General features: G+C 48.2%; 22 protein-coding genes, 1 tRNA gene and 1 pseudogene. 9 read left to right on the top strand and 15 right to left on the bottom strand.

What is annotated here, in order from left to right; genetic code table 11:
- Positions 1–121: 121 nt before the first annotated feature.
- Both P4D80_RS19315 and P4D80_RS19320 read right to left on the bottom strand, forming a co-directional pair.
- Positions 122–805: a GvpL/GvpF family gas vesicle protein gene (locus tag P4D80_RS19315; protein ID WP_421655642.1), complete on the bottom strand. Its 684-nt coding sequence runs from the start codon at positions 803–805 to the stop codon at positions 122–124.
- A complete protein-coding gene (locus P4D80_RS19320) occupies positions 805–2,628 on the bottom strand; it encodes a hypothetical protein (RefSeq protein ID WP_421655643.1) in 1,824 nt (607 codons plus the stop codon). Before P4D80_RS19320 ends, P4D80_RS19315 begins: the two co-directional genes overlap by 1 nt.
- A gap of 181 nt (positions 2,629–2,809) precedes the next feature.
- On the opposite strand from P4D80_RS19320, the gene lgt reads away from it, so the two are divergent.
- From lgt to P4D80_RS19335, 3 genes are all read left to right on the top strand, one after another.
- Positions 2,810–3,706, top strand: a complete 897-nt coding sequence (lgt, locus tag P4D80_RS19325) for a prolipoprotein diacylglyceryl transferase (RefSeq protein ID WP_421655644.1) — start codon at positions 2,810–2,812, stop codon at positions 3,704–3,706.
- 167 nt (positions 3,707–3,873) lie between these two features.
- On the top strand, positions 3,874–4,728 hold the full coding sequence (gene cobM, locus P4D80_RS19330) for a precorrin-4 C(11)-methyltransferase (RefSeq protein WP_421655645.1): 855 nt from the start codon (positions 3,874–3,876) through the stop codon (positions 4,726–4,728).
- A gap of 449 nt (positions 4,729–5,177) precedes the next feature.
- Positions 5,178–5,420, top strand: a complete 243-nt coding sequence (locus P4D80_RS19335; RefSeq protein WP_421655646.1) for a DUF1049 domain-containing protein — start codon at positions 5,178–5,180, stop codon at positions 5,418–5,420.
- Positions 5,421–5,431: 11 nt separating this feature from the next.
- On the opposite strand, the gene P4D80_RS19340 is transcribed toward P4D80_RS19335, so the two are convergent.
- From P4D80_RS19340 to P4D80_RS19350, 3 genes are all read right to left on the bottom strand, one after another.
- Positions 5,432–6,370, bottom strand: a complete 939-nt coding sequence (locus P4D80_RS19340; RefSeq protein WP_421655647.1) for a hypothetical protein — start codon at positions 6,368–6,370, stop codon at positions 5,432–5,434.
- A 136-nt stretch (positions 6,371–6,506) separates the two neighbouring features.
- Positions 6,507–7,598, bottom strand: a complete 1,092-nt coding sequence (locus P4D80_RS19345) for a hypothetical protein (protein ID WP_421655648.1) — start codon at positions 7,596–7,598, stop codon at positions 6,507–6,509.
- Positions 7,599–7,748: 150 nt separating this feature from the next.
- Positions 7,749–8,420: an Npun_F0813 family protein gene (locus tag P4D80_RS19350; protein ID WP_421655649.1), complete on the bottom strand. Its 672-nt coding sequence runs from the start codon at positions 8,418–8,420 to the stop codon at positions 7,749–7,751.
- Between the two features lie 503 nt (positions 8,421–8,923).
- On the opposite strand from P4D80_RS19350, the gene P4D80_RS19355 reads away from it, so the two are divergent.
- A tRNA-Arg gene (locus P4D80_RS19355) sits at positions 8,924–8,996 on the top strand.
- Between the two features lie 22 nt (positions 8,997–9,018).
- Here the strand turns inward: P4D80_RS19355 and moaA are convergent.
- The 4 genes from moaA to P4D80_RS19375 form a co-directional block, all read right to left on the bottom strand.
- The gene (gene moaA / locus P4D80_RS19360; protein WP_421655650.1) at positions 9,019–10,044 is read right to left on the bottom strand and encodes a GTP 3',8-cyclase MoaA; all 1,026 of its coding nucleotides are present in this window, start codon (positions 10,042–10,044) and stop codon (positions 9,019–9,021) included.
- A 63-nt stretch (positions 10,045–10,107) separates the two neighbouring features.
- Complete coding sequence (locus P4D80_RS19365; RefSeq protein ID WP_421659570.1) at positions 10,108–11,586, bottom strand: MFS transporter; 1,479 nt, start codon at positions 11,584–11,586, stop codon at positions 10,108–10,110.
- A 213-nt stretch (positions 11,587–11,799) separates the two neighbouring features.
- A complete protein-coding gene (locus tag P4D80_RS19370) occupies positions 11,800–12,240 on the bottom strand; it encodes an STAS domain-containing protein (protein WP_421655651.1) in 441 nt (146 codons plus the stop codon).
- A 112-nt stretch (positions 12,241–12,352) separates the two neighbouring features.
- Positions 12,353–12,499, bottom strand: a complete 147-nt coding sequence (locus P4D80_RS19375; RefSeq protein WP_421655652.1) for a hypothetical protein — start codon at positions 12,497–12,499, stop codon at positions 12,353–12,355.
- 1 nt (position 12,500) lies between these two features.
- Here P4D80_RS19375 and cbiD point away from each other — a divergent pair, with 1 nt between their 5' ends.
- Both cbiD and guaA read left to right on the top strand, forming a co-directional pair.
- Positions 12,501–13,625, top strand: coding sequence for a cobalt-precorrin-5B (C(1))-methyltransferase CbiD (cbiD, locus tag P4D80_RS19380; protein ID WP_421655653.1), 1,125 nt, complete (start codon positions 12,501–12,503; stop codon positions 13,623–13,625).
- Positions 13,626–13,791: 166 nt separating this feature from the next.
- Positions 13,792–15,339, top strand: coding sequence for a glutamine-hydrolyzing GMP synthase (gene guaA, locus P4D80_RS19385; protein ID WP_421659571.1), 1,548 nt, complete (start codon positions 13,792–13,794; stop codon positions 15,337–15,339).
- A gap of 273 nt (positions 15,340–15,612) precedes the next feature.
- Here guaA and P4D80_RS19390 read toward each other — a convergent pair whose 3' ends face one another.
- The 3 genes from P4D80_RS19390 to P4D80_RS19400 form a co-directional block, all read right to left on the bottom strand.
- Positions 15,613–16,257, bottom strand: coding sequence for a DUF3318 domain-containing protein (locus P4D80_RS19390; RefSeq protein WP_421655654.1), 645 nt, complete (start codon positions 16,255–16,257; stop codon positions 15,613–15,615).
- A 344-nt stretch (positions 16,258–16,601) separates the two neighbouring features.
- Positions 16,602–16,769 (bottom strand): hypothetical protein, encoded by a 168-nt coding sequence (locus tag P4D80_RS19395; protein ID WP_421655655.1) that lies wholly within the window; start codon positions 16,767–16,769, stop codon positions 16,602–16,604.
- Between the two features lie 289 nt (positions 16,770–17,058).
- Positions 17,059–17,412, bottom strand: coding sequence for a resolvase (locus P4D80_RS19400; RefSeq protein WP_421655656.1), 354 nt, complete (start codon positions 17,410–17,412; stop codon positions 17,059–17,061).
- 601 nt (positions 17,413–18,013) lie between these two features.
- On the opposite strand from P4D80_RS19400, the gene P4D80_RS19405 reads away from it, so the two are divergent.
- The 3 genes from P4D80_RS19405 (at position 18,014) to P4D80_RS19415 (ending at position 19,667) form a co-directional block, all read left to right on the top strand.
- Complete coding sequence (locus P4D80_RS19405) at positions 18,014–18,265, top strand: NfeD family protein (RefSeq protein WP_421655657.1); 252 nt, start codon at positions 18,014–18,016, stop codon at positions 18,263–18,265.
- Between the two features lie 555 nt (positions 18,266–18,820).
- Positions 18,821–19,105: a hypothetical protein gene (locus P4D80_RS19410; protein WP_421655658.1), complete on the top strand. Its 285-nt coding sequence runs from the start codon at positions 18,821–18,823 to the stop codon at positions 19,103–19,105.
- A 61-nt stretch (positions 19,106–19,166) separates the two neighbouring features.
- Complete coding sequence (locus P4D80_RS19415; RefSeq protein WP_421655659.1) at positions 19,167–19,667, top strand: hypothetical protein; 501 nt, start codon at positions 19,167–19,169, stop codon at positions 19,665–19,667.
- Positions 19,668–19,711: 44 nt separating this feature from the next.
- Here the strand turns inward: P4D80_RS19415 and P4D80_RS19420 are convergent, their stop codons facing one another.
- The 3 genes and pseudogenes from P4D80_RS19420 to P4D80_RS19430 form a co-directional block, all read right to left on the bottom strand.
- Positions 19,712–21,376 carry a pentapeptide repeat-containing protein gene (locus P4D80_RS19420; RefSeq protein WP_421655660.1) on the bottom strand — a complete coding sequence of 555 codons (1,665 nt, stop codon included), beginning with the start codon at positions 21,374–21,376 and terminating at the stop codon, positions 19,712–19,714.
- Positions 21,377–21,884: 508 nt separating this feature from the next.
- On the bottom strand, positions 21,885–22,547 hold the full coding sequence (locus P4D80_RS19425) for a DUF1350 family protein (RefSeq protein WP_421655661.1): 663 nt from the start codon (positions 22,545–22,547) through the stop codon (positions 21,885–21,887).
- 37 nt (positions 22,548–22,584) lie between these two features.
- Positions 22,585–22,650, bottom strand: a pseudogene (locus P4D80_RS19430) (hypothetical protein); the annotation flags it as partial.
- Positions 22,651–22,689 lie beyond the last annotated feature (39 nt).

The raw sequence follows: 22,689 nt of genomic DNA on the forward strand, positions 1-22,689 counted from the left end.
AGTGTGAGTCGAAACGAAGTTTCCAGCATACAGGGTCTGTTTTATACCCAAATTCAGCAATGGCCAGTAGAAAGCTCTGGGTAAAGTCATCTCTTCTAGTGTGGACTTGAGCTGTAAGTTTCTAGATTTCCAGAAAATGGTAGGGGGGGAGTGCTTCTCCCAATGTTAGCTGCCAGTAAAAATACTGAGATTGTCTGTTTCTGAAGTATTCAAGCAGTTGATCTTTGTTCTGACGATCAACCAGTAGGTATATCTTCTCACTATCTCCCGAGTTAGAACTGAGTCGGTACTGGGAACATGCTGTCGCAAATTGCTGGATGATGGTTTCTCGTTCTTTACGTTGCAGCTCTTGCCACTCAAGTTGGGCCTGGTATTGTTGCTTTTTTGCCAGGAAATAATCTTTCCCTTTGAGCTCTGCTGAGATGGAGGTATCTGCTATTTTTATCGGAACTAGTTTGAGGGTGTATTCGGCTTTGCCCTCGAAGCGTGCGATCGCTTCTAAATACTTTTGCTGGTAGGCATCCAGGTGGGTCAGTAGCCCCTGTCGTGAAGCGAAACAGGTACCAAACCGCAAAGGCAGAATGGTGGTTTGCAGAAAAAGCTCCCGCAAGACGCGATCGTGCGCGAGAACAGCCTGTATTAAGGCTTCATTTTGGTCTTGTAGAGCATTGAGCTTACTTTCAGAAATTTCAGGCTCTACGATGGCTGAAACTTGGGCAATACCGATCGTTTGAACTGGATTCTCAATGCCGCTCGGTAGAGTCAAAGGTATGGTTGAAGTTTTGAGGAAAGCGTAGGTATACATCAGCAGATAACCAGTGGTGTGCGCTGGGTGAGTGCTCCGTTATTGGAAGTAAACTCTAAGCCTATAGTCAGGGTCAGGGTTCCGGGTTGCCAGTCTCGGTTTCCTTCTAACCATGCGATCGCAACTCCATCCATGAGTAACTCCATTTCAGGGGATGTTTGTCGGATTTGCTGGAGCAGATGGTGGATGAGTGTTTGGGTTTGAAAACTCTGTGGCAAGACAGGATTGGAAACAGATTGTTTCATCAAACTGGGAAGAATGGTCCCTTGACAGAGAGTGTCTGAATGGAGTGAGTTTTGGTCGTTTATGAGGAACTGTCGAGTTGCCAGATCAATGTTGTATTGGACTCCTGCCGCCTGAATGTTTAGAGCAGCCAGCAACCGGAGGATGCCCTTTGTCCAGGCTGACCCTGGCTGAAGTACTTGAACCTCGATTCCACTAAGCAATTGAGTCATTTCATAGGAACTGCGGGTGAGTTGCCAGAGTAACCCGGGGATGAATTCATTAGTCAGTAATTGGGGTTGCAGGAATGCGATCGCCCAATCGGCCTGGTTTTGTAACCTAGTCATTGCGTTACAGGCTTCAGTCACAACTTGCAATAGGGAAGCTTCACCCTCCTGGCTAACGGGATTCTGCTGCAATCTGGAAATCGCTGCCGCCAGTTGTGACTGTGTGATGGTTTGGATATAGCGATTTAAGGTGAACTGGTCAGTCAGACGAATGAGTGTGGCACTTCCCAATGCCTGACGTGGTAGTTCAACGATTGAAACCTGGGCAGAGGAGAGTTTTGACCCGGGGCCGAAGGGAGATCCAGGAATCAGGATGTCTTCCAGAAGTTCTGCTTCAATCAGGTCAGGGAAAGACAGTGCAGGTTGAGGGGACATCTCCGCCTCCTGCGGCATAAACTCAAAACCCAGTTTGAGCTGAAGGTGTGCCGACTGCCAGTGCTGCCCAGGCTGGAGACATTCAACCGAAACACCTGCCAGGAGAGATTGGAGCGCAGGCATTTCAGCCTGAATTTGATGCTGGAGTTCCTGAAGCCAATGATCAGCCTGTTCAGTACGTTTCTCTGGCATCGATTCTACTTCAACACCTGTTTGTGCATCAGATGAAGGGGCTTCTCCAGACGAAAAGAGGTGGTTCTGCATCGGCAGCCGATCCGCTTTCAACTGAATCAGGGTATTTCCATTCAACAATGCGCCTGGAGGGATACCTGTTGCTAGATCAAAACACCATTGGACGGTGGGAGTTTGTCCCTGTAGTAGCACGACCAGTCGTAGCATTCCAGAGACCCAATGCTCATTTGGTTCACGCTTTTGGATGCTGATACCTTCAATCAACTGCATCAGCAAGTAGGAACTGCGGGCGATTCCCCAGAGAAGATAGGGAGCGAGTGTTTCAACTGTGAGATAGGAGGGGGGGACTGGTAATTGGATAGCCTTCCCCTCTCTAGTTTCCTGCAACTGTGGGTCTGTTGGTGTGTTATCCTCCAGTGCATCCAGCACTTCATAAGCTTCTTCACTCACATAGGGAACAAGATTTTTTGGAGTGAGGGGTCGTTCTGGTTGCCAGCTGTCTGCCCCCAATTCTTGTGAGGATAGGGTCAGCGATCGCAGCCGATGGATTATCCCCATCAGTTGCCGCATCGATGCAAGAGCCGAGTGGGAGAGGAAGGAGCGTTCGCCCTGCTGACTGAAGAGGGGCAAATTTGCCCACTTCAGAACAGTCTTGCCGGCAACTTCAAACGCGAGTGAAGAGTCTGGGGGCAAATGGGTGCAATCCCCTGTAGGTGCATTAGTAGTGGGTAGGGAAGCTTGAATCATACACCTCGTAGGTTTAGGCGCTATAACCTGCCTGCCCTGTTTACAGAGGGCTTAGTTTTAAGCATTCCCATTTCTGGCAGATAGCTCTCCTGACCCGCAAACCTTTCAAATCATTCAGGTGGAATCTCTGGTAAAAGGCCTTGAGCGATTACAATTTAAGCGCAGTTACGCTCTCCAACCCATGCTTTCCTCTGCAAATCTGTCGCTGGCGTTTCAATTTACTTCTCCAGGCCCCACTTTGTTTGAATGGGGGCCGTTTTCTATCCGCTGGTATGGGTTTCTTATTGCATCTGCAGTACTGATTGGCGTTACCCTTTCCCAGTGGCTGGCAAAGCGCCGCAATGTAAATCCTGAGTTAATTAGTGATCTGGCTATCTGGCTGGTGATTGCGGCAATTCCCAGTGCCCGACTTTACTATGTCCTCTTCCAGTGGCATGAGTATGCCCAGCATCCTGACCAGATTATTGCCATCTGGAAGGGAGGAATTGCGATTCATGGTGCCATTATTGGTGGGTTGATTGCCAGCCTGATTTTTTGCCGTGCGCGGCACGTTTCCTTCTGGCAGTTGGCGGACCTGGTAGTACCATCGCTCATTTTGGGGCAGGCGATCGGGCGATGGGGAAATTTCTTCAACTCTGAGGCATTTGGACGTCCCACTGATTTACCCTGGAAGCTTTACATTCCCCTCAAACACCGCCCTCCTGGTTATGAGGGATTTGCCTATTTTCATCCTACTTTTCTCTATGAATCGCTCTGGAATCTCATGATCTTTGCTGTTTTGATAAGCTTGTTTTTCTGGGGTTTGAAGTCGAAATCCAAACTAAAAATTGGCACGCTGGTTTTGGTCTATATGATCGGGTACAGTTGCGGTCGATTCTGGATTGAGGGACTGCGGATGGATAGTCTGATGTTGGGACCACTGCGAATTGCGCAGGTTGTTAGCCTGGTTCAAATTGGATTGGGCGTGTTGGGTTTAGTCTGGCTTTACTGGGTGCGCCGACCATTGCTCGATGTGGTTTCTGTTCAGGAATCGCAGGTTAATTTGGACACCTCATCTCAGTCTGATGAGGTTTCGTAGCCAGCACTACCAACCAGGGAGAGGAGATTCAAATCCAAAGAAAAACCCTGGAGTGTCCTCCAGGGCTAAATCAGGGTGCATCTACCATTCCATTCTTCTGTTGGGTAGAAAGGCATCCGGAAGAATTGTGCCAGGTAACAAATTTTCTCTAAAATTTCTTTTCCAGAATGAACAGCCAATCTTTTCCTGTATCTGATTCTGTATCTGAATTACGTCTGCTCCCTGCGGTTTACATTGTGGGTGCAGGTCCCGGCGATCCGGAATTGCTCACTGTCAAAGCTCAACGGCTTCTGGCCCGGGCGGATGTGATTCTATTTGCTGATTCCCTGGTACCCAAGCAGATCTTAGCGGGGGCACGCCCTGATGCAGAGCGAATTGGCACTGCGCACAAAACTCTGGAAGATATCTTGCCTGTGATGATCGAACGGGTCAGGGCAGGTTATTCAGTAGTTCGACTGCACTCCGGTGATCCCAGTCTCTATGGAGCAGTGCAGGAGCAAATGCAGGCACTGGTTGAAGCTGCTATTCCGTTTGAGGTCGTGCCAGGTATTAGTGCTTTCCAGGCTGCGGCGGCCAGGTTACGAGTTGAGTTGACTGTGCCAGAGGTTGTGCAATCCATTATTTTGACGCGGATTAGCGGACGCACTGAGGTGCCGGAAACCGAAGAGCTGGAAACATTGGCAGCTCACCAGGCAAGCTTGTGTCTTTACCTGAGTGCCCGCCATGTGGACGAAGCGCAGAATAAGCTGTTGAAGCATTACCCTGCAAACACACCGGTAGCTATCTGTTTTCGGTTGGGTTGGCCGGATGAAAAAATTTGGCTGTTGCCATTGGAGCATATGGCGGAGGTGACCCGGCGAGAAAATTTGATTCGTACAACCCTCTATATCGTCAGTCCAGCATTGGCAGCAGCAACGGTACCCACAGAGTTTGTGAAACAGCGTTCATTGAATGGATTGAATGGGCGGCGATCGCAGCTGTATCATCCTGCTCACTCTCATCTGTTCCGACCTTCTCGATAATGAGGTGATATAGCGGTAGTCATTATGGTTAGGACGGGGTGCAGGGGGTTCCACCCCTGGCTGGGGGCGAAGCTCCCACTCCCTCTCTAATTCCAATGTCCTAATGCACCCGCGTAGAGCTATATATAGCGTTCACAAACTATTTGTGAACAAGGGGGGAACCCTGCACCCCGTTCAAATTTCAAGAAGGAGCGCTCGCTATAGCAACCTTAAATCAGTGATGAGATGGAGAGGCTTTTTGTGTGAGTAAGGGTTCCTGCGGAACCTTGCTTACAATCCAAATAGGATCGCTATAGTTTTTCGGTAGAAACGGAATCAAATGTCCGGATTATGAGTCATCCGAGGTGTGGTTATCTTCGAAGCACTCATAGGTACACCGACCCGCTGCAAGATTGTTGGCGGGTTTTTATTGCAAACTGGAAGAGTGATTTCTCATCTCGACCGAGGCTATGAAAACCATTGCCACCTTTCTCACATCTCTCATCATCGCTGGCTGGATTGGCGCGATCGCCATTCTCTCGGTTCAAAATTTTTCGTCCGTCACCCTAAAATTTTTTCAATTTGAATTGTTCCCCATGCCAGTGGGGTTAGTGTTGTCGTTTAGTGTTGGTTTAGGAATAGTAGGAACAGCACTCATTCAACTTCTGGTAAGCGCACCCAACTACGAAGAAGCCGATGAGATTGAAAACTAAGAGACTGAAGACTAATTGAGCGAATAGACCTGTCCATCGATTAGCAGTCGGGTAATTCCTTTTGCTTGCAGATGGGAGGAGGTTTTCTGCAGAACTCTACCATCGGGCAATTTAATCACTCGCTGTGTTCTTGGATTGGAATATCGCTTGGCAACCCGGTGATTATCAAAAACTGGCAGCGTTTTTTCCTGAGTTTCGGCTTCAGGAATTTGCCCTAAATCCCCAAAATCTTTTAATGGACGGGCAATCAACTCAGCAGAGCGATCGACCACCAGGTAGCATGTCCTTGGCAGGGAAGCCTCTGCTAAGGGAAGAACCTGCACCAGCGCTCTCCCCCCGGTGCCCATCAGCAGGGCACCTTCTTCTAAAGCTCCTTCCAGGTCCTCGTCCAGGTCATCTTCATCCAGATCATCATCCAGGTCATCGTCTTCGTCCAGGTCGTCTTCCTCTTCCTGATCAAGCAGTTCTTCCCCCAGCATTTCCTGCAAAACATTAGCCTCAGCAGTATAGTCCGGATCTGCTGATTGGGTAACTGGAATGACTTCATCGACAATTTCTTTGGCGATGGGGGCGATCTCTTCAATGGGGAGAGGGGGTGCCTGGATTTTGGGTTCTACTAATTGGGGAGGCTCAGCGGTGGCAGACGAGCGTTTGCGCGATCGCCGCCCACTCGAAGCCGGAGCTTCTTGTGCTGCTGGAACTGGAAGGACTTCCAGCTGCTCCACAGGAGGTTCAGCAACCGCTGGTGTGACTTCGCTAAAACGCCCCGTCCGTTTCTGCTGAATCAAAGACTCGTATTCTTCCTCGGATAGGGTGCTCTTGAGGAGGCGGCTCACAGTGCTGGTACTCACCCCATACATACTGGCCAGGGATGAACTCGTCTCACCTGTCTTTCGATAGAGTTCGAGTATTTTCTTTTTGTCAGATTCAGAAAGCTTACGAGAGGTCATGCTGTCGTTCTTGGAAGTAGCCCCACCTGTTTCATTCTATGCTGAAGAAAGTCACCTGCGCGTTAAAGCAGGTAAGGCTCTCAGGAGAATCTTCTTGGGTTGAATGTACCCGATGGTTTGTGTCGCTTATCCTAACTCAAGATGTCCGTCTACGTCCGCCAGTTCGGCTGCGAGAACGGCTCGAAACGTCATACTCCAATGCTGCCCCAATGCCAAACAGCACTCCGCTAAATATCCAGAACACTTCCAACAATCCACCGCTCTGATAATTAGACAGCCGATTCGTCGCATACTTAAACCAGATGTCGGCGATATAAAACGAGAAAGCGGCAGCAGCAATCATGCGCCAGGACTGAGCAAACCGCCCTCCCCAGAATGCCAGCAGTAGCGTTGTGGCAATAATCAACAGCAAGATATCGCTGATGACATAAAACCAGTCAAGAAACGGTTTCAATGGTGACAGGATGTTATCTAATGTTTGCGCCCAAGCGGGCACTTTGGAATTCTCCCCAGTTGTTACAGGGGTTGAGGCTTTTTCTGTGGGAATCACCGGAGCTGGAAGCGCTTTGTCAGATGTCGCAGGTGCTGGCGATGTCGCTGTTGGAGACTTAGGCTTTGCTGCTGCTGGGGCGGTCTGGGCGGTAGATCTTGGTTTTTGGGCGGGTTTTGCTGGAGCTGTTTGAGCAATGGCAGGCGAAAGGAATGAAGATTGGGCTGTGCCGTCTGTGGCCGGGGCAGAGACCAGATAGGCCAAGATAATGCCCAATGCTGCAATTACGCCAACAATACCCCACTGCCAAATTTCCAGATTCAACCGCCTGGATATGACCACCAGGAGCATCCCAATAAGAAGAAAGATGTAAGCGAAGACGAAAAAGAAGTCTCCAGGGGAGACGTCCGGTTCAATTCCCAGCCCCAACTCCCAGTAGGAAAACAACAGGTTGCCAATGAAATAGCACAGCATTCCTAGTCCAATGCACAACCAGACATTGCGACCGCTGACAATCTGAGGGCTTTGCCAGTTTCTAAAGCAAAGGATGGCCGCGGTGACAAAGGCGATCGTCTCAAGAATGGAAGTTCCAACTGAGTACCAGTAGGGGCGTGGCTGACCCGGTGCTGGCACACTGAAAAGCAAAAAGAATAGCAATGCCAGTACTGCCCAGCCAATCTGTGCAAGAACGATGGTCTGAACCGAAAGTGCCGATTTGGAACCAGATGACTTGTTCAAGGAACTGCCTACCGAAATTCAAAGGGGAGATGCGAACAGCGGAAATGGATGGCTAGGGTCAGATTTGCGATCAACCCTTCAACAAGAGTCGAATGGTAGTCGAAACTGGAGCATATGGAACATATCCTGAACATTTCTTCAAGCTGACCATTAGCGCCATAGCTTGCCAAGGGGAGATTGATTTAACCAGGCTTGAAATTGTACGCGATCGCTCCCTGATAGATCTTGTAGAGTATCAATGGCCCGCTCAACGAACGTAGTGTTCCCAAAATAGGCTTTGCCTAAACGGTGTAGTTCTTGCAGCAGAGTGTTCAGATGATGTTCCTGCCAGGAGGGAACCTGGGCTGCATTGAGGGGATCCATCGTTAGCAAATACTTCACTGCATCGGGCGTCTCTCCCTTGGGGAAGTGCCACTGCTTGAATACTTCTGCAATATCTTTTTGAAAAAGCCCTGCCTGTCTGCCCCCTAATAAATCTTCAACGTCAATGTAAACTGCCTGTAACATCAATATACAGGCTTTGATGTAGACGGGCGAAATTGCATTGCTGCTTGTTGCTGCTTCTCCTTCACTGGCGAGCTGTTCCAATCGAATTTTTCCCCAAACGCTATACCGTTCAGGTTCATCCAGCAAAACACATGCCTTCCCCTGATTGTCGGTCAAGTCACGCCAGAACGCTTTTGCCTCTTCCTCCTGACTGGCGTTAAATACACTAATCAGGCGGAAGGTTTGCCCCTGATAGGTCAAGATCGGAATCTGTTGATCCTTCTTGGGGTGCTGAATGCTAGAGATTTCAACATCCTGCCGTTTCAGAATAAACATGACACTGCCAGTAAACTTCTATCAGGGCGGAAGAGTTTGGGCGTATGATTAAGCAACAGTCTCACCAGAGAAACCATAAGCAGAATCGCGTTACCAGATGAGGCGAGTCATTGGTTCAAGCCATGTTAACTCAAACATTACCTTAATCAGCTCCCATTTTCAGGCTGCCAGTGTACATCCTGTTGATATTTTGCGATACTCTCTCCTGAGAGTTTTTGATCATAAGTGGAGCTTATCATCAAGCCAATCAATATTCCACAGTTTTTGTTTAGGATGAAAGAGTAGTGTAAGCAACTTTTTCACTGGCAAGTTGGGAAAACTTCTATATCTTTTTCGATATCTTGATAGATGAGTGTAGAGATACTAAATTTCCTTGAGATCTGGACACACACAGTGAATGTCGTTACTGTTAAGCTTATACCTTGGGGAAATCATTGTATTACTTTCTAGTCAGAACTTTCTAGTCAGAAAGTAGATGAATGTCCGAATTTGTTGATTCTGGTGGGCTCATAGCTCAGTGGATAGAGCAACCGCCTTCTAAGCGGTCGGTCACAGGTTCGAGTCCTGTTGAGCCCGTAACCCCAAACTGGTTGCAGGCTTAGCCTCCAATTTGAGACATGGTGCGACTGTAGGTTCCGGTTATCGCTCCGGATTCCCTCAGTTTGAAGTTGATTTCGGGTTTGATGGCTAGCAGAGTACGCACTTGTTGCCTCAGATTGATTAAAGAGATGCCAGATCGCAGCCCTGTCTTCAAATTAATCTGTCCCGTTTCGTTTAGCAAGCAGGGTCTCAGCCAGCCATCGGCAGAGAGGCGCATGCGGTTGCAGCGATCGCAAAAACATTCGGACATTTGACTGATAAAACCCACCGTCCCTCTGGCACCAGGGATCTGGAACACATCCGCTGGGCCATTGCCCTGTACCTGTCCTTCCGTCAACCCCCACCGCATCCGAATACGCTGCCGCAGTTCTTCGGAGCTAACCCAGCCCCGGTCGTTGAACAGGTGATCATTGCCAATCGGCATAAACTCAATGAACCGGACATGCCATTCCCGCTCGATGCTCAGTGCTGCCAGATCCAGTACCTCCTGGTCATTGACTCCGGGAATTACGACCACGTTGAGTTTTAAGGGGTTAAAGCCCACCCGGTAAGCTTCCTGAATGCCATCCCAAACCTGTTGCCAGCGAGTCCGTCCACGGCTACCCACTATCTGCTCAAAGACTTCTGGATTCAGAGAGTCAAGGCTGATGTTAATACGGCGTAGTCCGGCATTATAGAGATCCTGCGCCAGAAGCTTTAATAGAAAGCCATTGGTGGTCATGGAGAGGTCGCGGGTTTCGGGGAAGGAGGCGATCGCCCTGACGATCTCAACTACACCGGGGCGAATGAGAGGTTCACCCCCTGTCAACCGAAATCGGGTAAACCCAAGCGGGATAAACACTCCGCGCAACAGCGTCAGCAGTTCTTCCTGCGTCAAAAAATTTTGCCGTAAAACATAGTCAATTTCTGTGCCCTCTGGCATGCAGTATTGACAGCGGAAATTGCAGCGATCAATCAGACTAATGCGGAGGTAATCGACCTGGTTCATGCCACTATTGTGACGGATTTCCCAGGTTCGGTTCAATCCACTTCTAGAAGTCAGGAGTCAGGAGCCAGAAGAGGTCAGGTGTGGGGTGAGGTGTAACGTTTAATCGCCGTGCTGTTCGCTGGTTTTGGTTGGAAACAAAACTCCCATCATCTGCCTGAGCGATTGTCCCCGTTGTTCGTGGACAAACACCAGCGGCAGAATTGCCACCAGCCGGACAATGGCGGAAAGAGCAAACAATCCAGGAATTCCTCCATAGTTGGCAAATTCTGCCAGAAAGCCGCCAGCAGTTGTGCCTAATGCCCCACTCACCCCTGCTACGGCGGCGGCTACTGCAAAGTAGTTCGCTTGATGGCGGACGGGAGCAACCCCCAATTGCAGGTTGTTGTTACAGAGATCGATCGCCGCCCACGTCACCCCAGCTAATACGTGCAGCAACGGTAACCAAAGCCAGGTGGATAAGGCATTGATCCCGGTTCCCAACCAAAATAGGGGGGTAACTGCCACCAGAATTCCAACGGTAATGAGAATGTTCCGATTGCCCACCCGGTCGGCGAGCTTCCCCCAAAGCACCAGCATCAGCATATTCGCTCCAGCTTGCAGGCTGTTGTAGATTGTCACCCAGCGCACATCGATGGAAAGATTGTCCAGCATGTAGAGATTGAAGAAAGGTGCACTGAGATTGACGGCAAACATCCACAGGCTGAAGTAGAGCAAAAAGAAAAGGAAATTGGTGTCTTTGATAAACGATGGCGCTGAGGGAAGGGAAGATGGAGAGGATGCGATCGCACCTTCGATTTCGTCAACTCCTGCACTTTTCCTGCTCTCTCCTGGCGCTTCTCCACTGGCATCTTGCACCTGCGGATTCACATCCACTATTAAATACTGAAACCCCAGGCTGACAAGTCCAGCAACGACCCCCAATACCAGAATGATGCCGTATCCCTGAATCGAACCACCCGGGAAAGCAGAAATGATCCATCCCAGCACGGGTACACTCAACAAATTAGTCAGGCTAGAAGCACTGTTGCGAATGCCAAAGTACCTTCCCCGTAGGCGGCGGGGCACCAGGGACGCCAGCCAACTGAGCCAGGAAGCACTGCCCAATGCTCCCAAAAAGTTGGTCACAAAGACGATCGCAAGCGTCCACAGTACCAGCAACTGAGGCTCTACGGTATGCCAGCCTGCAAGCGCAATAATGGCTGCCAGAATCAGCCACAAAAACCGGGCCGGACCATAGACCCAGAGGCAGTAGTAATGGCGGCTGGTGGTGCGATCGCCCAGAAACGCTCCCAGAGGCTGAATCAGGTTTGCCAGCATGGGAATAGATGCCAATAACCCAACTTGCGTAGGACTGGCATCAAGTTCTACCAAAAAATTGCTGAGCAGCACTCCTCCCGTGATGTTAGAGAAAATGGTTGAAAATACTCCATCCAGCGTTGAAGCTCGCAAGCTTCTTCTAATGGCGTTTTTAGAGGTGACTGGAACTGGAGGTTGAGCAGGAGGCAACAATTCTGAAGCAGGTTGTTCAATGACTACCTGCCCAACCGATATTCCGGGTTCAACCGTTTCAGCCTTCACGATTGCCAAAGCACTGAGATTAACCTTCTGCGTTCTTATCAATGGTAAGCGAATGCCTTGCACAGATCGTTAGATTCCATCCAGGCATTATGGCTATCTTTTGATTAAGAAAACCCCAGTTCCCAAGTACATAAATCATTCATTAGACAGATTGCTGAGAAGGAGGGGATGCCGTTTGCTATTCCTCCCGGTCAAGCTAGGGAACTGAATCTTTTAGGATTGATTCTGAATCAGGCTATCTAGAAAACCTTTCAGTTCCTCCCCGTAAATCTCATTCCAGGGGCCAACACTCACTTCGCGCTGGCGAATCCACTCTGCTTCTAGAGCTGCGCGTGTGCGAACGTCCATTGAGTGAAAGGATAACATTTTCCCCAACATTGCCGCGTGGTGAATTCCTGCAGCCAGGGCAGCTATTCCGTGGGTGTCGGTAGAACCAACCCAAAGCAGATCAACAATGACCCCCTCTAGCGCAAGCTCCAGAGATTCCTGTAACATCCTCTGAAATTCAAGGCTACTGGTGCAATCCAGGGAACCACCTGGCTGAAGAACCACGGTATTGGGTCTAGTCTCCTGATGGGAAGTTATCGAATTGACAGCAGCTACATCAGTTGCTGTCTTAGCACAGGTTGCAGTAGAGTCGACAGTTGTATGCATGACTATCTCCAGGAACGCTGGGTGGGGGCAGAGGTGAGACCGTTTCAACAAGATGAAAAATCAAAGATTAAAAAGCAGCCACTTCCTGACTGCCTCCAGCATGGAGCAAGACTCAGCCAACCGGATTGTAATGAGTCACTCTGGCTCTGTGTTTTGGGTGGGTTGCCAGGTTGTAAAGTGTCACTGTGCCGATGTGTTCTTGATCAGCGAGGCATATGAGGCTGATCACAATAAAGCCAAAGCTGTGAAACTTGATCACTATGTATCTCTCTTCTCCCCGTGCCGGTTACACTTTACCTGTTTTTGCCTGTGCTGCCGCGATCGCGGCTCTCCGCCATCTGCAAACGGCTGAATCCTTTGGCAATGTTCAGGTAAACCTGCTTGCCCCCCCAAAAACCGTTGACATTTCCATTGAACAGGTCGCAAAACTCAAACCGAATGCAGCTTTAGCCATCACCCGCAGCGATCCGGGCGACAATCTGGACTTAACTCGCCATACCCCTGTCTGGGCAATGGTGGAATGGGGAGACACAGACCAGGCCGAACCGATTGTCCTCACTGGTGGAGAAGGGATCGGGAAGCACAAGGAAACTGAACAACCAGCCATCTATGCCTATGCCAAAAGGCTGCTACTGACCAACCTGGAGCGGTGGCTGGCACCAGGAAAAACGATTCGGGTTTGCCTGATTCTGCCAGAGGGAAGGGAACTGGCTCAGCGCACTTCCAATCAGGCATTTGGGGTCGTAGAGGGGCTTTCCCTCCTGGGAACCACAGGCATTTCGCAGCCCCTGAGTGCGCCTGGCCAGCTAGAGGCGTACCGGGAAGAACTGAAGCAAAAAGGCGATCGCTTTGATGACTTGGTGTTTTGCATCGGAGAGAACGGACTGGATTTAATCCAACAGATGGGGGCGAATCCTGCTCAACTGGTTAAAACGGCTAACTGGTTAGGCCCATTACTGGTAGAGGCTGGGGTACAGGGAGTGCAATCGATTTTGCTGTTTGGCTATCACGGTAAGCTGATCAAGCTGGCTGGAGGTATTTTCCACACCCACCACCATGTCGCAGACGGACGCCTCGAAATTTTGACAGCTCACTGTGTGAAGGCCGGTTTACTGACACAGGATTTACTGGCGATCTCTGCTTGTGCTACCGCAGAAGATGGTTTGAATTACCTAAGAAGTCAGGATGCTGAAACGGGAAGTGATTGGGTAGAGCGGGTGTATGGATCGATCGCGCAGGCGATCGATCAGCGGACTCAAAAGTACATTCATACTCACAGCAATCGTTTAGTCCGCATTGGAACCGTTTTATTTGACCGCGATCGCCAGATTATTACAAAGAGCAGAATAGGAGACACCCTATTTGAACAAGTACTGTTAGGCTAGATATAATGCAAAAATTTAGCGACTGCTTTTTGAAATTCTTTTCCAAACCAGTATTTTCAGTCTTTAAGTTCACCCTCGCAGTATAAAGCAGGATATCTCGGTGACATTACAGACAGAATCGCAGCCCCAGGTTGCATCGCTGGAACAGACCCAGATCAATCGCCAAATGATCGCCATCCTAGACTTTGGCTCCCAATATTCTGAACTAATTGCCCGCCGGATTCGGGAAACCCAGGTCTACTCTGAAGTCCTTTCCTACCGCACCACTGCTGAACAACTGCGACAACTGAACCCTGCAGGTATTATCCTTTCAGGGGGGCCAAGTTCTGTTTATGACCCAGGTGCCCCCCATTGTGACCCGGAACTCTGGAACCTGGGCATCCCAGTTCTGGGTGTGTGTTACGGAATGCAGTTAATGGTGCAGCAACTCGGTGGCGGAGTCGAACGCTCTGATCGCGGCGAGTACGGCAAAGCCTCTCTGTTCATTGATGATCCTACAGATCTACTGACGAATGTTGAAGATGGCACCACGATGTGGATGAGCCATGGCGACTCTGTAACGCGTTTGCCTGAAGGCTTTGAGTTACTTGCCCATACCGACAACACTTCCTGTGCAGCGATCGCCAACCAGGAGAAGAAACTCTACGGAGTTCAATTTCACCCCGAAGTAGTGCATTCTGTTGGGGGAATCGCCTTAATTCGCAACTTTGTTTACCACATTTGCAACTGTCAGCCCACCTGGACCACCGCTGCCTTTGTGGAAGAATCTATTCGCGAAATTCGAGCGAAGGTTGGTGACCGGCGGGTGCTGCTGGCATTGTCGGGTGGGGTTGATTCGTCTACCCTGGCGTTTTTGCTTTACAAAGCAATTGGAGAAAAGCTCACCTGCATGTTCATCGACCAGGGTTTCATGCGAAAGTATGAACCAGAGCGCCTGGTCAAACTGTTTCGGGAGCAGTTTCACATCCCGGTGGAATATGTGAACGCCCGTGAGCGTTTTCTGGCGGCGATCGCAGGCATTACCGATCCGGAGGAAAAGCGTAAGCGCATCGGGCATGAATTTATTCGCGTTTTCGAAGAAGAATCCAAACGGCTTGGCCCCTTTGACTACCTGGCCCAGGGAACCCTCTATCCAGATGTGATCGAGTCCGCCGATACTAACGTTGATCCCCAGACGGGTGAACGAGTTGCCGTTAAGATTAAAAGCCATCATAACGTTGGTGGCCTGCCAAAGGACCTGCGATTCAAGCTGGTAGAGCCTCTGCGCAAACTATTTAAGGATGAGGTGCGCAAAGTTGGGCGTTCCATTGGTTTACCAGAAGAAATTGTCCAGCGTCATCCCTTCCCCGGACCCGGTCTAGCAATTCGCATCCTGGGCGAAGTAACTGAAGAACGGTTAGAAATCTTGAGAGATGCCGACTTCATCGTTCGTCAGGAGATCAACCGTTGCGGCATGTACAGTGAACTCTGGCAGGCATTTGCTGTTTTACTGCCGATTCGCAGTGTGGGCGTAATGGGTGATCAGCGGACCTATGCCTATCCCATCGTGCTTCGCTTTGTGACCAGCGAAGACGGTATGACGGCTGACTGGGCCAGGGTTCCCTATGACTTGCTGGAACTAATTGCCAATCGGATTGTGAATGAGGTTCGAGGTGTCAATCGGGTGGTTTACGATATCACCTCCAAACCCCCTGGAACCATTGAGTGGGAATAAAGAACCATTGAGTGGGAATAAAAAAGTCCATAGGCCGGAAATCAAAGTTCTGGCCTATGGTTTTTGACTCCTTTCAACAACCTTTTGTGGAAAACCCCCTAAACTCTGTGGAAAACTCCCAAAAAACTTCAAATTCCTGTGGAAAACTTTGTAATAGAAATTGGTAATAGAAATTGGATTTCTAAGTAGCTAGGCGCAATTAAATTAAGAGTAATTTCGGGGGTGAAACCCCCTGCCTGGGGTTGCTGCCCCCCTTTATTCAATAGACTTTATTTAATAAACCTCACCTGCCTGATTTTTAAGTTTCGCCTTTGCCTTGGCGGCACTCTTCTTCAGCGCATCTAGCCGAGCTTCATACCTTGCCCGCAGGCGTTTTTTAAGAGATTGTTCAATTAAAGTTTTAAGCGCGCTACCCAGACTCTTGTAGGCATTTGGGAGAGTGTAACCGAAGCGTTGAGCGAGGGCGATCGCCCGCTCGTCTGCCTCAATCAGGTCATTCATCACCTTTTCGCCACTATTCTTCTGCCACAGGCGCCATCCCGAGACTCCACAGAGGGCCAGTGCCAGCAGCAGCAATAGCCCATCCTGCACCCAGAGTTCACCTACCGCACCGCCCAGGCCGATCGCTAATGCCGCCATCTCCCAGCCATCTTTAGGGATCGTGTCATTTTGAATGCGGGCAACTTCGTGCCAGAACAGCAAATTGCGCTGGTCGAGCGCTAACTGCTCCCACTTCACCATGTCAATTTGAATTTCTACCTCGTCCCGCCCAATCTCTTCACACTGGATTAGGGGTGGATTGACTGCCGTTGTCCCTTCTACCGAAACCCAGCTTTGTAGCTCTGGAGGGAGCAAGGTTCTCAACCGCCGCAATTCACTCATTTCAGCTTTTGCAGACGAGGATGCGTATGATGTCATGGTTAACCCAGAAATTAAAACTAAAAAAACCTTCCTCCTGGATCATAGCGATTCAAAAGGAGGATTGGAGTTGCGATCATTCTCCAGGATTTCAACCGCAGAATGCAAGGGCGATCGCTCAATCAAGCGATTTAACAAATACCACAAACCCTAGAGACTTACCAGTAAATGCCCGGTTCTCCCAGCTTGCCAGTAAAAGAATAGCTCAGAATAGCTTACGCTACTCTTTTACCCCAGCCAAAACTGCTGGGATATTGATTTTATTTTGGTGATCAGCGAAGCTTATCACCAAACTCCCAGGAGAGCCAATGCTCAAGAGCTTTAAGAAGTATTCGGCGCGTCGTTTATCGTCGGTTGACAGTTGGTTGGGGAAATTCTGTATTGGTGGAATAGTGAGATACCACCGTTAACGGTAAGGTGAGGGTCAATAGGGCAATCAACGTCCCAATAATTTCTGCAAATCGGCTAGACGTTCGATCGGGCGAATTAGCAGACTGGCTACCTGATTCCATAACGAGATAAATGGTTGTTAAACAACAATCTATGGTTAAATGTCAAGTTGAATGTCACTGACACAAAGCCAAAATTGGCATAACAAGGCGCGAGATTTCAGAGGTTTAGCGACTGATCTACACTGACGTTAATGCCATTTATCTTGCTATTCATCATAGTTTCAACTCAGCGAGAGTAGATCCCATAAACGGTGTTGTCTACCATTTTAACGTCTCCCTCTGGCGAGAAAGTTGATGACAAACAATTGAAAAGAAGACCCAACCCCCTTGAAGCCTGCCTGAAAGGCTCTCAGTTACGGGTTTTGAGCAGATGGTGAATATTTTGTAGCTCAATTAAAATCGCTTGCAGAAGCTCCTGGGTTGGGGTTGGAGTTGCGTCGCGAACCTCAATTGTTACCTGCTTGATCTTCAGAACATCTTTTGCGAACCGGGCCACTTCATTGGGATGGAACAGTAACGGATCATCTTTGCTGAGACGCAGTTCTGGATTGAGTCGCTGGGGATTATAAGGTGGATTCAAGCATGTAGGGTCTGTATTGGCGTAGCGATAGATTGAAGCCCTGGAACGATTGAGTGCCTTTTGAACTGCTTCAATATCCATCAAACCGTTCTGTTCAATGCCAACTTCCGTCTCCATAACCATTCGCAGAGTTTTATCCCTAGACTCAGGGAATCTTAGCATTAGATTGGCAGAGTGCCACACTAGCGTAAGAGTTAAATTGGCGAATTTTGCTAACTTTCTTTGGGGTTAAGGCCTACGGGGAAAGTACGGACTTAATGATATCAACAGCCATCACCACACCCAGTACCCCAAGCAAGAAAAAACCGATGCTGAATAGCGGGCTCAGCAAAAACAAATCGTAAGACAGCCAGCACAGCAGAGACGTCAATATGAATAGCGCGAGGAAGAGTAAGACAGGTCTCAGATATTCCATAAAGCCTCCTCGAAAATATTTAGCCTTGAATGATTATTTTTAACTTATTTCAGAATAGCTCCATTGAGTAGCGATGACATTCCCCTCATAGGTCACCTAACTGGGTGAAGCAGGGCGATCGCGCTCCTATCAAACCAATGATGGCAAAAAGACAATGCAGGAGAGCCATGCAGTTGAGTGGTGATGATATGTCTACGGAGTTGATACACTTTTTTTGAGGTTGACACACATATTTTTTATGTATATATTATCCATATCAACCGCATCTACATTTGATTTTTATCCCGATACTTCCTCAGGAGTCAGGTTATGTCAGACCCTAAATTTTCTCCTCAAGTCACTGACCGCCTTCAAACCCTACTTCCTCTTGGGTCAACCAATCACATTGTCACCGCAACAGTTAGCGAAACTATTCGCCCGAACCATCTTGGTCGAATCAAGTTTCAGGGGACCTGGTGGTTTGCCAGGTGTGAACAAAACATTGTTCTTCCCAGTGGCGTGAGTGTATATGTCATCGACCGTGAAAACTTGACGCTCATTGTTGAGCCAGTTATCGAATAATGGCACCGCTGTATTAAAGGGATTGATCAACATAAATGGAGGTAATGTATGAACCGCACAGCTCCCTGGATAAGAGTACGCCATCATTATCGGTGCGATCGCCCAAGGCATCCTTCCTATTTCAGAATTTCGGCCTCTCAATACCGTGTAACACGTAAGCGATTATCGCTAAAGAGGCCGAGGAAAGTTCGTCTCTCTATCCCACAGACTGTTTCTGCTTCAACCGATAACTCCCAAAGCGACCCTCCATCTGAAACCGATGGCGCTCTGGAGGAAACGGACTTTGAATAATCCCTACTTATCTGGCGTTTACGAGATCTTCATAAACGCCAGCTTTCTCTTGAGTCTGCGTTTAGTCTGCCTTTAGTTTAATTAAATGAGATACAGAGAATATATGATTAAATGTGTAAGGAATATGCGTAATTTCAAGTTGGCAGGTTGTAGTTTGCTTTGCCGACTTGTTAAAGCTGGTTGATCTAATGTTCAAGCTAATGTTCGCTCAGACTAAATGTTCGAAAAGGACATCCCATACGCGTAGAGAGATAAGGAGTGTCTATGTCAAACCCTCAAGCACCTCAAGCAGCGGATTCCGTTGTTCCAGAAGAAACCTCTCCTACTCAAGAGAAAAGTTCTCGGCAGAAGAAACGCCTCAACCTCGACCTCACCCCAGAAGCCTATGAGTTGCTTCAGAAGCTGGCAGACGAGTCTGGTAAAAATATGGCAGATGTATTACGAACCGGGTTAGCACTCTATGGACTTGCCCATGAAGAGAGCCGTAAAGGTCGTAGCTTAGCGATTGAAGAAGATGGCAAAGTTGTCACCAAAATCGTAGCGATCTAGGTGATTCACACTTTTTAACACCTGGCATCTGCGGATATTTTCTTCGCAAGGAGGAGTTTTTATGGATTCGTTCTCTCAAAATCCTGCTGAAACTTCTCCTGCTGAAGGAATATCAATTTCTGAAGGAATATCAGCTTCGCCTGAAATTATCCAATCTCCTGATGATCTCTTAAGAAGAATTGGACTGGAGCCTTCTGCGATCGGTTTCAGCGGAAAAATTGAAAGCCGTGCAGAGATGGAAGCCAGACTCAGGCGCGAAGAGATTGAACTGAATGCTCGTTTGGAAAAGGAAAATACTGAGCGCGTGGCAAGGTTGGAAAAAGAAAGACTGGACGATTCTCATAAACGAGCTCTGGAACGTTATAGATTCCTGGTTAAGGAAGCATCAGTTTATGTGATTGGAATTTTGTTAATTATCGCATTGGGTTCAACCAGTTCAGTTATCCTTTTCGACAAAAGTGCTTCTGAGGAATCAAAAACGTGGGCCAGATCAACACTGACGGCGATCGCGACTGCCGTTGCTGGTTACGTGTTTGGGAAAAGTAGTTCTTCTACTACATAAAACTATTGGGGCTCTTGAACCTTTCAAAATTCAGTCTATTCAGTCTAGGCAGCTTCAAATATACTGTTGTTACCACCATATAAATAGTTAATTAGCAATTGTGTAAATCGGATATCTCTGATAAGCCTTGAAATTAAATGGCTAAAATGATTCAGTTGCTCGTTCATTTCTTCTGAAGAGAAAGACTCTAAGTTGGTATTTGAGAATCTATCTTGCATTGTATTTACATACTCATTGATCCAGTTTTCTATTTCTGAAATTTCTGGCACCACTTCTGCTAAAGCTTGACGAACTATTGGGAGGCTCTCAACTATCTCAGGAAAATCATTATTATCATTATCAACGTTGGTTAACTCATCCAATCTACTTTGGATTAAAGTCACATTTCTTTGAAGCATCTCGAAAACTCCTTGTAAATCAGCAAGGCGATCCTGAATGTTGGAGCGAAAGTCATCATTTCTTCGCCTGATTTCCTGATGATCATCTCCTCGAAAAAAGTTTTGAGAGCAGAAATAACCCATGAGTTTTCTGAAAACTTCGAGGGAGATTTCATCTGCCATCTCAGGGGGAAGTTCCAGTACTGCAATATTTGACGAGCAGTTCATGACATTGGCTCCCCGTTGTTGCAAACTTTCAGCCATTTCCTTATAAAGACCTGGATTGTTGCCAAATTCAGCTGCCTCTACCAAAGTACTACTTAAATTGGCTCCAGTTATATCAGCAGATTTGAGATTAACACCGCATAAGTTAGCCCTTTCAAAATTAACACTATTTAAGTAAGCACGGCTTAAAAGGGCCTCATGTAGATTTGCACTAAATAAACAAGCCATCAGCAAATTTGCTCTGCATAAATCTGCTCGTAATTGTGCGCTACTCAAATCAGCACCACTCAGATAGGCACGCCTTAAATCAGCCAAACACAGGTTTGCTCTTTGCAGATTGGCATAACTGAGATTGGCACGGAGCAGATAAGCATTAGGCAAATTAGCTTCTACTAAGTCAGAGGCGATCAGACTAGAACCGATCAATTTCGCTCCACTTAAGTTTGCCCGATTCAATAGGGAAGCAGTCAAGTCAGCTTTGCTTAGACAAGCATTTTGTAGTTTCGCCTCGATCAGACTGGCAGCAATTAGATTACAACGACGTAGATCTGCATGCTCCAGGTTTGCACCATCCAAATTCACGCCCTGCAAATCCGCAGCTTCGATGTCTGCATAGCTCAAATTTGCACCCCTTAAATCAGCACAGGTGATGTTAGCAACGGTTAATCGGGCGTAACATAGTTGAGCCTGGAGCATTTTGGCGCCTCTTAACTGAGTACGCGTGAGTTTGGCATAGTTCAGAGTTGCTTTAATTAAATTTGCGTTACGTAAATTGGCACCTTGCAATTTTGCCTGCTCTAGATTGGCTTCCTCTAGGTTCACTCCCTTCAGATAGGCTCCCCTCAACTGGGCAAATTGCAAATTAGCTCCCTTTAAAGAAGCATCGCTGAGGTCAGCTCTGTTTAAGATTGCGCTACTTAGATTGGCACCGCTCAGATCTGCATTGATGAGAATAGCATTTCTTAAATTAGCTCCTGTGAGGTTGATTCCTGCCAGATTAGCTCCTGTGAGATTGGCTCTGCTGAGATTGACTTCTCTTAAATCCAAGTTTTGTAGGTTGTGTCCTGCCAGGTTAATTTCACTGTAATCTCCTCCAGGATGTAGCATGGGCGGGGGGGTCCAATACGGCCATATTTGTTACTGTTTATTGTGCCTGTACAGAAAACGGTTGACAACGTTACGAGATCTTTACTGGTGATAGGGAACTGCGTACAGCACTATGAATGAAAATAGACTATTGCAATCCTATCTGGATTGTGGAAAGGGATTCAGCAAGATCCCTTTTCACAAAGCCCTTTCATTTCACGAATCATCTAGGACTGCTATAGCGTTCACAAATAGTTTGTGAACAAAGGGGGGGCTTTGCCCCCACGCAGGGGAGGAACCTCTGCACCTCGTTCAAATTTCAAGAAGGATCGCTATATATATTCTTTGATGCTGACTGTTAGCTATTTTCAAGCCGATCGCAGCAGTTAAGTAATAAGTAACTAGGCACAATCAATTAAGGATAATTTCGGGGGTGGAGGGGGTGAAAACCCTACTTTGGGGGCGCAGCCCCTACTCCCTCCTTTACAAACTCCCTTTACAAATTAATGATGACTACCTACTTAGGATTTTAGAATTTGGCAAAGGGATTGAGCCACTGCAAAATTGCCCGCTCCAATTGATGAAGTTCCCGATAAACTTCTTGCCGCATCCATTGGGCGATTGCATCAAATGGGGTGAAAACAGTTCCTGCTTGCAGGTTTGCATCGGTTCCCAGTGGTGTTAAATGATTGCCAGGCAGATTTTGGGCAACCACCATCCCTGGAAAGCGCTTCTGAAGCAGTTCTGTCAGGGCAGCGGTCTGATCAATGGTGTCGTTTGTAAACTTAATTAGCAGGTTGCGGCGCACCTGGTATTTTTGGATAACAATTTGATTCGTTTCCAGTGGAGAAGGGGTAAATTCGACGGAGAACATTGGGGAAAACTGCTCAACCAGAGGAACAGCGTCACGGGCAGAGAAATTGTTGAATGAGATCAGAATATTGCCTGCCCGCTCAACGGAGAACAGACTGCCAATGAGGAGATGGAGCTTACAGCCCATGCTATGGCCGATGCCGTAGATTGGCAGATAGCGTTTACGCAGCCGACTCGCGCAGAGATTTTCCAGGGCTCGGTCAAAATTTCGTGCCACGGTCTGGGCGATCGCTACATGGTCGAAAGTATTGACAAATGGGGTAGCTACAACAGCATATCCTTGTAAAGCCAGTCGTTCTAATAAGCGCCGGTAGGTCACTTGGGGGAGCGGCTGCCACAAACGCCCCTCCCAAAAAATGGATGATCGCCGTGGGCCTTTGCGGCAACAGGACCCAGTTACCCGAAATTTCCAGCCAGTCCATGGTTTATTGGTGAGGTGAGTTCCATAACTGGTTGTAGCA

Source organism: Leptothermofonsia sp. ETS-13 (assembly GCF_049200465.1).
Lineage (GTDB): Bacteria > Cyanobacteriota > Cyanobacteriia > Leptolyngbyales > Leptolyngbyaceae > Leptothermofonsia.

Coding starts and splice junctions, on each gene's coding strand:
- P4D80_RS19315 (WP_421655642.1), bottom strand. CDS start 805: ATGTATACCTACGCTTTCCTCAAAACTTCAACCATACCTTTGACTCTA.
- P4D80_RS19320 (WP_421655643.1), bottom strand. CDS start 2,628: ATGATTCAAGCTTCCCTACCCACTACTAATGCACCTACAGGGGATTGC.
- lgt (WP_421655644.1), top strand. CDS start 2,810: ATGCTTTCCTCTGCAAATCTGTCGCTGGCGTTTCAATTTACTTCTCCA.
- cobM (WP_421655645.1), top strand. CDS start 3,874: ATGAACAGCCAATCTTTTCCTGTATCTGATTCTGTATCTGAATTACGT.
- P4D80_RS19335 (WP_421655646.1), top strand. CDS start 5,178: ATGAAAACCATTGCCACCTTTCTCACATCTCTCATCATCGCTGGCTGG.
- P4D80_RS19340 (WP_421655647.1), bottom strand. CDS start 6,370: ATGACCTCTCGTAAGCTTTCTGAATCTGACAAAAAGAAAATACTCGAA.
- P4D80_RS19350 (WP_421655649.1), bottom strand. CDS start 8,420: ATGTTTATTCTGAAACGGCAGGATGTTGAAATCTCTAGCATTCAGCAC.
- P4D80_RS19370 (WP_421655651.1), bottom strand. CDS start 12,240: ATGCATACAACTGTCGACTCTACTGCAACCTGTGCTAAGACAGCAACT.
- cbiD (WP_421655653.1), top strand. CDS start 12,501: ATGTATCTCTCTTCTCCCCGTGCCGGTTACACTTTACCTGTTTTTGCC.
- guaA (WP_421659571.1), top strand. CDS start 13,792: ATGATCGCCATCCTAGACTTTGGCTCCCAATATTCTGAACTAATTGCC.
- P4D80_RS19390 (WP_421655654.1), bottom strand. CDS start 16,257: ATGACATCATACGCATCCTCGTCTGCAAAAGCTGAAATGAGTGAATTG.
- P4D80_RS19395 (WP_421655655.1), bottom strand. CDS start 16,769: ATGGAATCAGGTAGCCAGTCTGCTAATTCGCCCGATCGAACGTCTAGC.
- P4D80_RS19400 (WP_421655656.1), bottom strand. CDS start 17,412: ATGGTTATGGAGACGGAAGTTGGCATTGAACAGAACGGTTTGATGGAT.
- P4D80_RS19405 (WP_421655657.1), top strand. CDS start 18,014: ATGTCAGACCCTAAATTTTCTCCTCAAGTCACTGACCGCCTTCAAACC.
- P4D80_RS19410 (WP_421655658.1), top strand. CDS start 18,821: ATGTCAAACCCTCAAGCACCTCAAGCAGCGGATTCCGTTGTTCCAGAA.
- P4D80_RS19415 (WP_421655659.1), top strand. CDS start 19,167: ATGGATTCGTTCTCTCAAAATCCTGCTGAAACTTCTCCTGCTGAAGGA.
- P4D80_RS19420 (WP_421655660.1), bottom strand. CDS start 21,376: ATGCTACATCCTGGAGGAGATTACAGTGAAATTAACCTGGCAGGACAC.